This is a genomic window from Mucilaginibacter paludis DSM 18603, assembly GCF_000166195.2.
In the GTDB taxonomy this organism is placed as follows: Bacteria; Bacteroidota; Bacteroidia; order Sphingobacteriales; family Sphingobacteriaceae; genus Mucilaginibacter; species Mucilaginibacter paludis.
In genome coordinates this window covers 463387-475505 of the sequence record NZ_CM001403.1, presented here as the reverse complement: position 1 = coordinate 475505, position 12119 = coordinate 463387, and the positions used below count along the sequence as shown (strand labels likewise).

The 12119-nt window shown below is 46.7% G+C and carries 15 protein-coding genes and 1 tRNA gene; 9 read left to right on the top strand and 7 right to left on the bottom strand.

Going from position 1 to position 12119, the window contains the following annotated elements:
- Positions 1-693: 693 nt before the first annotated feature.
- A complete protein-coding gene (locus MUCPA_RS01835) occupies positions 694-1095 on the bottom strand; it encodes a winged helix-turn-helix transcriptional regulator (RefSeq protein WP_008504114.1) in 402 nt (133 codons plus the stop codon).
- Between the two features lie 164 nt (positions 1096-1259).
- Between MUCPA_RS01835 and MUCPA_RS01830 the strand changes: the two genes are divergently transcribed.
- On the top strand, positions 1260-1823 hold the full coding sequence (locus tag MUCPA_RS01830; RefSeq protein ID WP_008504113.1) for a c-type cytochrome: 564 nt from the start codon (positions 1260-1262) through the stop codon (positions 1821-1823).
- A gap of 925 nt (positions 1824-2748) precedes the next feature.
- Here the strand turns inward: MUCPA_RS01830 and MUCPA_RS01825 are convergent.
- From MUCPA_RS01825 to MUCPA_RS35545, 6 genes are all read right to left on the bottom strand, one after another.
- Positions 2749-2832: transfer RNA gene (locus tag MUCPA_RS01825), tRNA-Leu, on the bottom strand.
- Between the two features lie 222 nt (positions 2833-3054).
- On the bottom strand, positions 3055-3258 hold the full coding sequence (locus tag MUCPA_RS01820) for a hypothetical protein (RefSeq protein WP_008504112.1): 204 nt from the start codon (positions 3256-3258) through the stop codon (positions 3055-3057).
- A gap of 195 nt (positions 3259-3453) precedes the next feature.
- Positions 3454-3705, bottom strand: a complete 252-nt coding sequence (locus MUCPA_RS01815; RefSeq protein ID WP_008504111.1) for a hypothetical protein — start codon at positions 3703-3705, stop codon at positions 3454-3456.
- 259 nt (positions 3706-3964) lie between these two features.
- Entirely contained in the window at positions 3965-4339 is a 375-nt protein-coding gene (locus MUCPA_RS35550; RefSeq protein WP_008504110.1) for a helix-turn-helix domain-containing protein, read from the bottom strand.
- Positions 4340-4710: 371 nt separating this feature from the next.
- Positions 4711-4965: a hypothetical protein gene (locus MUCPA_RS01805; protein WP_008504109.1), complete on the bottom strand. Its 255-nt coding sequence runs from the start codon at positions 4963-4965 to the stop codon at positions 4711-4713.
- Positions 4966-5787, bottom strand: coding sequence for a S24 family peptidase (locus tag MUCPA_RS35545; protein ID WP_008504108.1), 822 nt, complete (start codon positions 5785-5787; stop codon positions 4966-4968).
- A gap of 133 nt (positions 5788-5920) precedes the next feature.
- On the opposite strand from MUCPA_RS35545, the gene MUCPA_RS01795 reads away from it, so the two are divergent.
- The 8 genes from MUCPA_RS01795 to MUCPA_RS01765 all read left to right on the top strand — a co-directional run bounded on the left by MUCPA_RS01795 (position 5921) and on the right by MUCPA_RS01765 (position 11858).
- Positions 5921-6139: a hypothetical protein gene (locus tag MUCPA_RS01795; protein WP_008504107.1), complete on the top strand. Its 219-nt coding sequence runs from the start codon at positions 5921-5923 to the stop codon at positions 6137-6139.
- Complete coding sequence (locus MUCPA_RS37510) at positions 6124-6273, top strand: hypothetical protein (RefSeq protein ID WP_008504106.1); 150 nt, start codon at positions 6124-6126, stop codon at positions 6271-6273. The genes MUCPA_RS01795 and MUCPA_RS37510 overlap by 16 nt, the downstream gene beginning before the upstream one ends.
- 110 nt (positions 6274-6383) lie before the next feature.
- Positions 6384-6788: a hypothetical protein gene (locus MUCPA_RS01790; protein WP_008504105.1), complete on the top strand. Its 405-nt coding sequence runs from the start codon at positions 6384-6386 to the stop codon at positions 6786-6788.
- The gene (locus MUCPA_RS01785; RefSeq protein ID WP_008504104.1) at positions 6782-7012 is read left to right on the top strand and encodes a hypothetical protein; all 231 of its coding nucleotides are present in this window, start codon (positions 6782-6784) and stop codon (positions 7010-7012) included. Before MUCPA_RS01790 ends, MUCPA_RS01785 begins: the two co-directional genes overlap by 7 nt.
- 448 nt (positions 7013-7460) lie before the next feature.
- Entirely contained in the window at positions 7461-7679 is a 219-nt protein-coding gene (locus MUCPA_RS01780) for a hypothetical protein (protein ID WP_008504103.1), read from the top strand.
- 274 nt (positions 7680-7953) lie between these two features.
- Positions 7954-8622 carry a hypothetical protein gene (locus MUCPA_RS35540; protein ID WP_008504102.1) on the top strand — a complete coding sequence of 223 codons (669 nt, stop codon included), beginning with the start codon at positions 7954-7956 and terminating at the stop codon, positions 8620-8622.
- 3 nt (positions 8623-8625) lie between these two features.
- The gene (locus tag MUCPA_RS01770) at positions 8626-9417 is read left to right on the top strand and encodes a hypothetical protein (protein ID WP_008504101.1); all 792 of its coding nucleotides are present in this window, start codon (positions 8626-8628) and stop codon (positions 9415-9417) included.
- 608 nt (positions 9418-10025) lie between these two features.
- Positions 10026-11858, top strand: coding sequence for an ABC transporter ATP-binding protein (locus tag MUCPA_RS01765; RefSeq protein WP_008504100.1), 1833 nt, complete (start codon positions 10026-10028; stop codon positions 11856-11858).
- The last annotated feature ends 261 nt before the right edge of the window (positions 11859-12119 follow it).

Genomic DNA, 12119 nt, shown 5'->3' with positions numbered 1-12119 from the left:
GTTAAGGGATTTGATTGCTGATAAAAAATATAAAAGAGTAACGCAAAGGCGCCAAGACGCTAAGAAACGGGACATAACAACTTTGCGCCTTTTTGCTATTTACGTTTGCTAACCTTTCCCTTTTTAAAATTATGTGATGCTGAGTATCCCGCCGTGTATACACATCTTTTTGGTGCGATTAAAATACTCCGGAGGAGTAAAAGCTCGGTAGAAATGATCAATAACAAAGGTTTCGTGCCGGTAGGTACGATACCTATCGGTTGCATATGCGCTATTTTTGACATTCGGTTATCAAAAAGTGAAGAAGTAGCGTACCTAACGGCACGCAAAATCCAACTCACCAATAGGCTACCGAGCTTTAACCCCGATGGGGTTTTGCTCAAAAAGATGTGTACACACCATAGCCGAGGTACGAGGGAACTTCTGCGCGTGCTAAGCTGTATGCGCGCGCTGGGTATGCCGCATATTTTTCGCTCGCAAAAGGTCCCTCCCTCCGGTCGGGATGGCATGGTGGTGAGCGGTCGGGCAATGCTAATCAATCAATCATTCAAAAATCAATCAATCAAAAATAATCTCTCTCCGCGTTAGGGACAGTAGCGGATACCGGCCCTGTGGCTAAGGCCTGCGCCGTATGAGCGGATGGCCCGGGCCGAAGGCAACGCCCTGTTAAGCCGTCCCAAATCAATCAATCAATCAATCAATCTCCATCGCCACCGGCTCAGAGCGGCGCTCTTGTACAATGCGCTCGCGGTGTTTTTGGCCCCAAAGCATAAGCGACTCAATTACCGGATGCAGGCTGTCGCTATAGGGGCTGAGCTGGTAGGTTACGGTTACGGGCACGGTGTTAAATACCTGGCGTTCAATGAGGCCGTTAATTTCGAGTTCGCGCAGTTCTTTTGATAGTACTTTGGGTGTAATATCAACTAAGGCGCGCTGTATTTCTTTAAAGCGCCGGGGGCCGTTTAGCAGGGATACAATGAGGGGTAATTTCCATTTGCCGTTTAATACGTAAAGGGCATCGCGAACGGCGTTTACGTTGGCATGACAGGCTTCGGCCGAGCGGGCCGGTAAGGCAGTGCTTGTGGTGTTGTCCATGGCTTTGCTGTTTTAGAATGATAGCGGTATGTTTTTAAATGCAGCTATACTTTAGATAGTAAAGGTACGGTATATTTGCCGTCCGCGGGTTAAATAAAAACATCAGGTTTTAATGTTGCCATTTTTTGCCATGCTGCATGATGTGTTTATAACCGGGGGAAGGTATGCCCATCATCATGTTTTTTGCTGACGGGCATCATGCCAGTGCAGCGCCGTGTACCTTAGTTTTACCGCTAAACAAACCCTGCCATAGCATGAGAGCCTCCTTGTTAAACCTTTTACCTTTTGTTGCCATTATAATTTTTACAGCCTGCGGCGGTAGCCAAAGCACGCAGGATGCTGCGCTGAGTACACCGGCCCCACCCGCCGCGCAAATTGTTAAAAGCGAGAGCAAAGGGGTAGGGCATTTTAAGTGGGTTAAGTTGGATAGCGTAAGCAGGGCGCAGGCCGCCCGTGGCGAGGCTTTGTTTTTGGCCAGGTGCGCTGCCTGCCATAAAGCCACCGGCGATAATACCGTTGGCCCCGGCTTAAAAGATGTTACCGCCCGGCGCACGCCCGAGTGGATTTTAAACCAAATAACCAACCCCAAAGAAATGGAACAAAAGGACCCGATAAGCCGGGCCTTGTTGCTACAGCACCCCACGGGCATGACCATGTCGCCCGTTAGCGATGCCGAAGCCCGCCAACTGCTGGACTTTTTACGCTGGAATGATGGTGGTGTGAAGTGATGGGGGTGGTGGTGTTGGGGGTTAGGTTTGTTTGCTTTGTGGCTATCGATTTCAACAATTTGTCATCCCGACGGTAGGAGGGAACTTTTGAGAGCGATAAGTTTACGACAAGAAGAAGCATTGAAGAGGGGCACAAGTATACTTGTATGGCGGGAAGTTTCTGTGTTATTTATAATGATATTTTGTTAATTTGTAGATAATTAGCGCATATTTTTGCTCCGACAATCAGTATTCATAATTTAAAGCATCGGCACGCTCAATCGCCGCGTGAAGGGCTGTTACGTTATTCACTTTTGTTTGTTTTTGGTGTGAATGATTGCTACCGCAATTTGTCTTGACACAAAAGTAACCAATACCGACCGTAGGGAGCTCATGAACACCTTAAAAAAAACAAACAAAAGGTGAATAACGTCAAGACTGCCCGATCCTTCCGCCCACAGGCCAGCTCCCGGCCCGGCGTGCAGTCTGGCCTGTGCGCACTTTTGCCTGTGCAACAGATAAGATCATGAAGTTCCAAACATTATCCCTGTTTTTTAGGACACGCGGTGGCTTACTGGGGATGATAAGTTTTTAGAAAGGTATCGGCAGTAAAAAAAGCGGCGGCCACGTGCGATTCCTTCCCTCGGGGAAGGTGCAGGAAGGGGGGGCTTTACCTGTATGGTGATTGATCAGGATGAATTTACCAATCAGGTATATCTTCCATAGCCGATTTTTGGAATTTTCCGAGACATATCCGGGCAACCAAATTCGGCGCCCTGTTGTGCCGAGTAGAGGTGCTCGCCGGTGATTTGTGGGGCATACCTGGCTGGCGCAAAAGTTCCCTCCCTCCGGTCGGGATGACAATTTTTAATAAATAGGGGGAGATGGAAAAATGATTACTTGATACTGTAACCTCCAATGATTTATCAATCAATCAATCAAAAAGTGCCCAGGAGCAGATTCGAACTGCCACATCCTTGCGAATGCCACCCCCTCAAGATGGTGCGTCTACCAATTTCGCCACCTGGGCCTATCAGGTGGTTTGGAGTTTTATGGCCAAATGGACGTTAACTCAAAACCTTACAGCTTAAAAATATACCGGGCGGGAGCCCTTTGATACTTTCGGGCTCAAAATTAGCTATTTTATTGGTTTGGCAAATTAAAAATAGCACAAATTAAAAAATGTGTGTTGCGGTATACATTATTATTTGACCTCGGCGAATTTGTATTGAAAAACCAAGCATCAATAAGTTTAGGCGGATTTTTCTTTAGCGTTTGTTGTAGGTCGTTTTTCGACCTCTTTCTTTTTTCTGAAATTTAAAAAGGAATTAACAATGGCTATCAATACTACGCCGCCAAAAATAGTGCCTTCTGTTTTTAAATTTTGCGACACCAAATAGGCAGAAAATGTCATTCCGCAAATAATAACTAAAAAAGCTATGATGATGGTGGTCATATCAATGGCAAATGCTTTTTTAGTAGAGTCTTCTATTAAAGTTATTTTTCTGTCATTAAAATTTAACCTGGCGTCTTGTTCCTTTTCTGTGCGTAGTTTTATCCAGTCTATTATAGTAGGATCTCACTTTGCTCGTATGATTGGCCTTTGCCTTGATGTGATTCTAAATGATTGACTTTTTGATTGCGTGTTTGCTTAGCCATTTACCAGGTTAGATTCGTAAACAGCTTTTGCTCTTTTAATGTCGGCCCTGATTTTGTTTCCGTCACTTCTCATGTTTTTCTTGTCTTCACTAAGGTGTTTCATTTCCAGATCATTAGTGATTTCATGATAGTATTCACTGATTTCATAAGGCGTATTGTGATGATGAAGTAGCAAAATTCCATTAGATTTTACAAAGAATGCTTTTATGGCTTTAATCATGTCGGTTATTTTTGCGATTTTCATAAGAACTTGCTTTAAAAAAATAAAACTGCTCTAAGGTTGAGTTATTTAATAACGATTAAATGTACTATTAGTTATATCGAATATAAGCAATTCTTTCGTAAAAAAGCTTTGCAAAGATAAGAATATCGACGCGAATAGGGAATTGTTATCCTGAATTATGATTTTAAGTCGGCAATAGCCTAACACAAAACAGCATTCAGGTCCATATTATTGTTGTTTTAGTTTTTATTAAAAGTATAAAAAACAAAGCATCACGGGGCTAATCCTTCACACCATGTTTAAAGGCATGAAATTCGGCATGCAGTTTTTTATAATTTTCTTCGAGCGTTTGCAGGCGAAACTTGGTCATCTCGCTATCGGTGAGGATGGTGGCCATATCTTTCATGATGCTGCTTTTGGCGGCTACAAACTCTTTGGTGCCTTTGCCGGTAAAAAACCACTCGAGGCTCATGTTCAGCTTGTCGCGCAGTTTCTGGATGATCTCGATAGATAGGTCGGTGGCGCCGCTTTCCCATTTTTGTACCGCGGGTTGGGTTACGCCCAATACATCGGCAATTTGGATCTGGGTTAGATCCTTATATTTTCTGAATATTTTAAACCGCTTGGCGTAGTCGGTAACTGGTCGTTTTGGCATTGTGGTTGTTTCTCCTTTGTCGGTGTCCCCACCGATAATTTGTTCAAAGTGCTTATAATCCTATAATGGCGTCTACTTAAGTTGTTGATTATTAGGTCATTTGTTTTGGTCTTCTCCGTAGTCGGTGTCCCCACCGACAATTTGTGCAAAGTGCTTGTAATTATATATGGTACCTTGTTAAGGTGTTGATTATCAGTATGTTTTTTTTGATCCAATGATCAGTATACTTAATTTGGAGCATCTAAGCCCCACCCAACCCTCCCCGGTAGGGAGGGCTTTAAAAAAAAGAAAAAAGTCTCCCCTACCGGGGGAGATTATGCACTGTGTTTGTTTTTTGGTGTGCATGAGAGCTACGCTGTTTAGAGGGGGCTTCACAACCCGCTAAAATCGTTATTTAAAATCTCCCACTCTATTACCCCGTTATTATTCACCTTCGTAAAGCGCACCTCAAAAGGCAACGAGCTATCAAAATGCTTAATGTAGTTCTGATCAACCCGCAGGTAGGCGTTGCTGCTGCCATCGGCCAGGCGGTGGGCATTAAAACGGATGGTGCACCAATCGTCAGCATAAGTGTTTGGATCGGGCAGTTGCCGGTAAGCACTATGGATAGCTTCCTGTTGCGTCATTTACCTGTTTAACGATACATTTACGATATTAAAAATCTCCACACAATCATCCAGGTTCAGGTTAAAATCAGGATAGTTTTCCTTGTCGGGATTTAACGAAGCGCAAGTGATCACCCCATCCTCAACATTATGCTTGATGATCCGCTTAATAATAATCCCCTCCTTATGATGGATGATATAATCCTTAAAACGATGAATATGAAAACGGCTCGTCCACAGATGTTTCTGTATCTCGCGGCCCGTAGCAATGCTCCCCTCCGGTATACTATCGATAGAACCATCCGTCATGCTGTCACCCTCCACAATAATAGCTACATAGCGGCCCCGGTGCTGCTTGCTTACCACCAGCGAGTGCTTAGGCAGATCGGCCAGGTACTCCGGATCGGCAAAACCCCGCATGTACGACGCATACGCCCGTTCCTGTATCAGCGGCACAAACATATTCAGTTGCCCGTTACCCAAATCCCTGAAAGGCGTTTCGTCGCCATCGCCCGATAACTCCGAGTAAAAAAACTTTTGAGTTTGCTGCTTAATAGCCCTGGCGTACCCCGTCTCAGGCTCCATCAAAACCCCCGACCCATAATTATCTGTATGGATATAATCCTGGTAAATCTCTTTGAACTTCTGTAATTTATCTGTAGAAATATTTTGCCTCCCCTTTACAATCTCTGTAATAGAACTATCCGTTTTAAAGCCCAACTGAGCCGAAAGTATCGCATTGTTTTGAAAAGCTACGCCTTTAAGCTGATTGTACAAGCTGATAAACTCCAGGCTTTCGGGCCTTTGGGTTTTGATTTTTACTTTCTTATCGGTTGTTTCCATAAATTATTATCCTGTATATCAGCCACTAATAAATAGTTTCTGTATTTCTGTACTACTTTCTCTTGTAAATACAGAATTCTCTGTATATTTGTATCACAAGATAACACAAATATACATAACTAACAAAACAAATATGAAAATTGATGTAAATATTCCTGTACCCACACGGGTAAGCTGGCGCACCGTACTGGGCAACCTGCATGTTGACGAGAGCCTGAGCTTTGATGCCCCCTGCCGCGCATCAGTATCAAACGCCATATCGGCGCACTACCACAAGCTCACCGAAAAACGTTTCACCGTATCGGCCGACCCGTTCGATAAAAACAAACTCCGCGTATGGCGACTGAAGTAAACCTCAAAAAACTGCGCCGCAAACTGCGCGACTTTAACCTGCTCAAAAAACAAGCCCTGCAACTGTACGAAGAAAACGAAAAGCTTAAACTGGAAAACCAGCTTTTAAAATACAGGCTGGGAGGGGAGTTCTGAGCCGGGAGTTCTGAGTCAGGAGGCCCTTGGCAGCAAAAAATATCAATAAAAAAAGAAAAGCCCTGCACGTAACAGGGCCATTCAATAACAAGTGTAATTTAAATTTTAACATGGCAAATGTAGCAAAAAAGATTCCGATGGAACAAATAAACCGCCTGGCAATTGTACATAACGCCTTGCGCCAGGCCCCGGCGCCCAAACCCCAGTACTACCTGGAAGAATTTGACCTGAACGCCGATGGCAGCATAGCCGTAGTGTACATCAACAAACAAGCCGTAGCCGGTGGCAAAATACCCAACCATGCCGACTGGCTCGAAGCCACCATCAACCCCAAACACCTCGAAGCCTTTACCGCCGACAACTACAGCCAGGCCAACACCTTCGACCGCATCACCCCATCAGGCGAGCACGACCAGTTTGGCGCCGACATTAACCTATCCATCTACCTGGAAGAAAATCTGCGCACCATCCTGCTCGACTACCTCAACGCCGGAAAGGAGGTACAGCCATGCTGATCACCAAAAATACCGACCTGTATAAACAAAACCTTGACCGCCAGCTACAAGAAATAAGCGAACAAATAACCGACAATATCCAAACCCAGCTGCGCCAACGCTTTAACGCCACCACGCTCGATAGCTCGGCCCAGGCCTGCATCAACTACGCCCGCCTGGCCGGCTTTACCACCCTGGCCGCCGAAATGCAAAAAGATTATGATAACGAGATTTATGGTTTTTAGTCCATGGTCCATAGTCGATGGTCCATGGTATAATAAGAGGATTTGCAAAATGCTTGGTTGCAGGTAGCAAACTTTTTGCGGACTTGATAGGCAGTAACTAATAACCAAATAACTAATACCCCTCCCTCTCTAAAACGATTTCATCCCGACCGGAGGGAGGGACCTTTTGCGCCTGAAAAGTATGCGGCAAACACAGTCAGCGTACCTGCACGTCGCCGACCAATCGCTCGTAAAAGATCCCTCCGTTGTCGGGATGACAGGGTGGTGAGGGAGGAGTGGGAAGAAGGAGTGCGAAGCAAGAACCAGGAAGCAAGAGCCAAATAACCAATAACCAATAACCAGTAACCCAATAACCCAACAATCAGTAACCCGATAACCAATAACTCAACACCCAAATCAATAAATCAATCAATCAATCAATCAATCACTCAATAAATCAATAAATAAAATGAATCCCGGACAAACTTACCACCTTATGCCGTTTAGCCAACAGATAGAAGCCAGCGGCAGCCGCGAAAAATTAATTTACAAAGAAGTATTTATGGAAGCCGTAACCTTCATCCGCCTCAGTTGGACCGATAACGCCGTGATCAAAGACCGCCAGGGCCGCTACCGCCTCTGCAACGTGAACGACCTGGTAGCCAACGAACCGGCGATGCCGTGCTAAGCCAAAGCCCCCTCTAAATCTCCCCCGGTAGGGGAGACTTTTTTTAAGCCCCTACCGGGGGATTGTTTGGATCGCTCATATTTTTAAAGTCCTCCCTACCGGGGAGGATTTAGGAGGGGCTTCTACCGGGGGATTGTTTGGATCGCTCATATTTTTAAAGTCCTCCCTACCGGGGAGGATTTAGGAGGGGCCTGGAGGGGCTTCTTAGGAGCGGCATATATTTTTTTATTTTTTTAAAGTCCTCCCTACCGGGGAGGATTTAGGAGGGGCTTTTATGAACTACATCGAACTAATCAACAACTTTTGGGATGTGCAGGATGAGCATCAGTTTACCACAACCGATATTGCACTTTATTTTTACCTGTTAAAAATAGGCAACAACCTACGGTGGACTAATCCATTCAGGCGCATCAATGCTAAAATCACGGCCGATTTAGGCATCTCCAAACCCACTTTAGATCGTAGCCGCAACAAGCTTAAACAAGCCGGCCTTATCGATTTTAAAACCACCAACGGCAACGCCAACGTAACCTATACCATCATCAACCTGCAAAAATATTTTCCGGGTGGCGGTATGGGTAACAGTGCAGGGTATAACGAGGGTAAGCCCGCAGCCCCTGCCGAAGGTAGCGGTGCAGATAATATAAACACAAAAAAAACCAAACCAAACCAGGGTGAAGTATACCGCGCCTTTGCCCATTTAAAAATTTTTGAGGCCGAGGTCAGTCAACTGCAGCAAGCCGGGTTTACCAAAAATCAAATCGACTCGGTTTTGGACGCCATCGAAAATTATAAAAAAAATAAAAATTACACCTCGCTTTATTTAACCGCCAAAAAGTGGTTGGAAAAAGAAAAAGATTGCGCCCAAAAAGAAAAAGCCGTCAGCAGCAAAGCCGATGCCGCCATGGATAGTCACCACAGTTTTATGCAAAATTTTAAGTAGAATATGTCAGTCGTTAAATTTGAACAAGCCGGCCAGCTAACCGTTTACGAGGCCCTTAACGGCAAAATTATCAAACATTGCAGCCTCGAAGAGCTGGCCGACACCGTATCCGAAAGTATCGAGAACGCCTGGTTCGACCTTGGCCTGCGCCAGCCCGCCGAAGCCGGTAATAAAGATAAGGACCTGCTCAAAATCAAGATCATAGCCGAAATAAACGCCTGCTTCAGCACCCTCACCCTGGCCGAAGTAAAGCTGGCCATCCGCAACGGCACCCGTGGCCACTACGGCGAAACCTTTGGCCTCACGGTAATTGGCGTAGCCAAATGGCTGGCCGCCTATATGATGCACCAAAGCCGCGCCGAAGCCAAACTCCAAAAAAAACGCCTCGCCGAGCCACCGCCCCAGCCGCCCACCGCCGCGCAACTACAGCAGCTTAAGCGCCAAAACATCATCAACGCCTATGCCTGCTACCGCCAAACCGGCCAGTACTTTGATGTAGCCAACCGCGTGTACAACAACCTCGATCAGATGGGCCTCATCCCATTTACCACCCCGCAAAAGCGCGAATTTGTGCAGCTGGCCATCCGCCAGGCCAAAGAGCAGGCCAACCCGCTGCGCGGTCGCAACAGCCAGGAGCGAGCAGCATTCCGCAAGGCCAGTCGCCAATTGCTCGAGCTCGAACAAACCGGAGAGATTAATCAACATGCCGCCATCATAGCCGATGCCAAGCGATTGGCCCTCAACGCCTTTTTTGAGCAACTGGCAGCCAGTGGAGAGGAGTTATTGATTGATTGATTGATTGATTGATTGATTGATTTTTAAATGGGTTGAAGGATTGATTTTTGAATGAATGAATGGGTTGATGTTGAATGAAATGTTTTTTCGCTTCTCTATCCCTTTCTAAAACCATGTCATCCCGACCGGAGCGAGGGACCTTTTGCGCGTGCCAGGTATGCTTCAGGACTTCTGCACGGGGGTGTTATACGGCAGACTTATCGCTCGTAAAAGTCCCCTCGTACCTCGGGATGACAGGTGGGTGAGGTTTGCGTTAACGATAGGAGCGGATACCGGCCTTGTGGCTAAGGCCCAGTGCAGTATGAGCGGATAGCGTGGGCCGGAGGCAACGCCCCGATGGTTATTAGGTCGTTATTAGGTTGTTATTAGGTTACTGAGTTATTAGGTTATTATTTGGTTATTAAGTTACTGAGTTATTTGGTTAGCACTAATTTATTAAGTTGATGAAAGTTTTTTTGATGAACAATACTTATTAACAACCAGCAAATCAATAACCAATAACTCAATAACCAGGTAACCCAATAACCACTAACCAATAACTCAGTAACCAATAACCGAATAACTCAATACCCAAATAATAATAACTTTGCTGTTTTTATAGGATATACATGGCTAAAACCCGCAATGTGGTTAACCCGCAAAATATTTCGTTTAGGCAGCGGTTGGCGGCTTTAAAAAATTTGCCCGAGTTGTTTAGGCTGGTGTGGCTGAGCAGCCCCTGGAAAACTTCGGTTAGCTTTTTGCTGCGGGTGGTGCGGTCGGCTATGCCGGTGGCGCTGCTGTATGTGGGTAAGCTGATTGTTGACCAGGTGGTGCTGCTGAACCGGCATCCGGGGGGCAACCAGCACGATTTATGGCAGCTGGTGGCCGTGGAGTTTGGCCTGGCTGTTTTAACCGACGGCTTGAACCGGATGATTAATTTGCTGGATAGCCTGCTGGGCGATCTGTTTTCGAACTATACGTCGATGCGCATTATGCGCCACGCGGCCACGCTGGATCTGGACCAGTTTGAGGATTCAGTTTTTTACGATAAGCTGGAGCGGGCGCGACAGCAAACGGTGGGCCGCTCGGTGCTGCTATCGCAGGTGATGAGCCAGGTGCAGGATTTTATTTCGATGGGCTTTTTAATTACCGGTCTGGCGGCCTTTAACCCCTGGCTGATTTTGCTGTTGCTGGTGGCTATTATACCGGCGTTTTTGGGCGAATCGTACTTTAACAGTCAGAACTACGCCTTAACGCGCAGTCAGACGCCTGAGCGGCGCGAGCTTGACTATGTGCGTTACTTAGGCGCCAGCGACGAAACGGCCAAGGAGGTTAAGATTTTTGGCCTGGCCGATTTTATTATCAACCGCTTTGAAACCCTGTCGAACCGTTTTTATGCCGATAACAGCAAGCTGGCCGTGAAGCGATCGGCCTGGGGGACGTTTTTTTCGGTTTTGGGCAGCATGGGGTATTACGCCGCCTACGGGGTTATTATTTACCAAACTATTGAGGGCAAAACAACGGTAGGGAGCTTAACTTTTCTGGCGGGTTCGTTCAGGCAGTTGAGCAGCCTGATGGAGGGCATGCTGAACCGCTTCACCTCGGTATCGCAAGGGGCTATTTACCTGAACGATTTTTTGGAGTTTTTTGAAATTAAGCCGCGCATTACCGTGGCCGCCGCGCCGCTGCCCTTCCCCAACCCCATTAAGCAGGGTTTTACTTTTGAGGATGTGGGCTTTAGGTACCATAACCAAACGGCCTGGGCCAATCGCCACTTAAACTTTACGCTGGCACCCGGCGAAAAGCTGGCCCTGGTGGGCGAGAACGGTGCCGGCAAAACCACGCTGGTGAAGTTGATGGCGCGCCTTTACGACCCTACCGAAGGTCGTATTTTGCTGGACGGGGTTGACCTGAAGTTGTATGCCATTGAGGATTTGCGCTTAAACCTGGGGGTGATTTTTCAGGACTATATCCGCTACCAGATGACGCTGTCGCAAAACATTGCCGTGGGCAACATCAGCCAGATTAACAACCAGGCCCTTATTGAGCGCGCCGCCAGCCAAAGCCTGGCCGATGCCCTGGCCGAGAAGCTGCCCCAGCATTATAACCAATGGCTGGGCCGCCGGTTTAACGATGGGGTTGAGCTATCGGGCGGCGAATGGCAAAAGGTGGCCCTGGCCCGCGCCTATATGAAAGATGCCCAGGTGCTGATATTGGACGAGCCCACCGCCGCGCTGGATGCCCGGGCCGAGTACGAGGTTTTTCAGCGTTTTGCGGAGTTAACGGAGGGTAAATCGGCGGTGCTCATCTCGCACCGCTTTTCTACCGCGCGCCTGGCCAACCGCATCCTGGTGCTGGATAAAGGTACCGTGCTCGAGATTGGCACCCATGCCGAACTGCTGCTAAAAAATGGCCGCTATGCGGAGCTTTTTAGGCTACAGGCGCAGGGTTACCAGTAAAGTGTTTGTTTTGTATGTTTAAACATGTAAAATACGTATTTGTACGTATAGGCAATGCCGTTTATAGGTTTTATATTTGAGGCATAAACCTAAATCTTTTTAGTTATTATGTAAATACTTTACAGCCGGGAGATCTGTTTCTTCCGGCTGTAATTTGGGGATTTGAGAAGAGGGCAAGAAGTTAGATGCAGGAAGCGAGAAGCTTTGGTTTGTCCATGGTTGATGGTCCATAGTCCATGGTAAGAAGGTTAAAAAGTCAAA

Excerpts from the sequence above, each read along its gene's own strand:
- MUCPA_RS35550 (WP_008504110.1), bottom strand. The coding sequence starts at position 4,339 with ATGCCAAAACGACCAGTTACCGACTACGCCAAGCGGTTTAAAATATTC.
- MUCPA_RS01765 (WP_008504100.1), top strand. The coding sequence starts at position 10,026 with ATGGCTAAAACCCGCAATGTGGTTAACCCGCAAAATATTTCGTTTAGG.
- MUCPA_RS01780 (WP_008504103.1), top strand. The coding sequence starts at position 7,461 with ATGAATCCCGGACAAACTTACCACCTTATGCCGTTTAGCCAACAGATA.
- MUCPA_RS35540 (WP_008504102.1), top strand. The coding sequence starts at position 7,954 with ATGAACTACATCGAACTAATCAACAACTTTTGGGATGTGCAGGATGAG.
- MUCPA_RS01790 (WP_008504105.1), top strand. The coding sequence starts at position 6,384 with ATGGCAAATGTAGCAAAAAAGATTCCGATGGAACAAATAAACCGCCTG.
- MUCPA_RS01835 (WP_008504114.1), bottom strand. The coding sequence starts at position 1,095 with ATGGACAACACCACAAGCACTGCCTTACCGGCCCGCTCGGCCGAAGCC.
- MUCPA_RS01770 (WP_008504101.1), top strand. The coding sequence starts at position 8,626 with ATGTCAGTCGTTAAATTTGAACAAGCCGGCCAGCTAACCGTTTACGAG.
- MUCPA_RS01830 (WP_008504113.1), top strand. The coding sequence starts at position 1,260 with ATGCCCATCATCATGTTTTTTGCTGACGGGCATCATGCCAGTGCAGCG.
- MUCPA_RS01785 (WP_008504104.1), top strand. The coding sequence starts at position 6,782 with ATGCTGATCACCAAAAATACCGACCTGTATAAACAAAACCTTGACCGC.
- MUCPA_RS37510 (WP_008504106.1), top strand. The coding sequence starts at position 6,124 with ATGGCGACTGAAGTAAACCTCAAAAAACTGCGCCGCAAACTGCGCGAC.
- MUCPA_RS01805 (WP_008504109.1), bottom strand. The coding sequence starts at position 4,965 with ATGACGCAACAGGAAGCTATCCATAGTGCTTACCGGCAACTGCCCGAT.
- MUCPA_RS01820 (WP_008504112.1), bottom strand. The coding sequence starts at position 3,258 with ATGACCACCATCATCATAGCTTTTTTAGTTATTATTTGCGGAATGACA.
- MUCPA_RS01795 (WP_008504107.1), top strand. The coding sequence starts at position 5,921 with ATGAAAATTGATGTAAATATTCCTGTACCCACACGGGTAAGCTGGCGC.
- MUCPA_RS35545 (WP_008504108.1), bottom strand. The coding sequence starts at position 5,787 with ATGGAAACAACCGATAAGAAAGTAAAAATCAAAACCCAAAGGCCCGAA.
- MUCPA_RS01815 (WP_008504111.1), bottom strand. The coding sequence starts at position 3,705 with ATGAAAATCGCAAAAATAACCGACATGATTAAAGCCATAAAAGCATTC.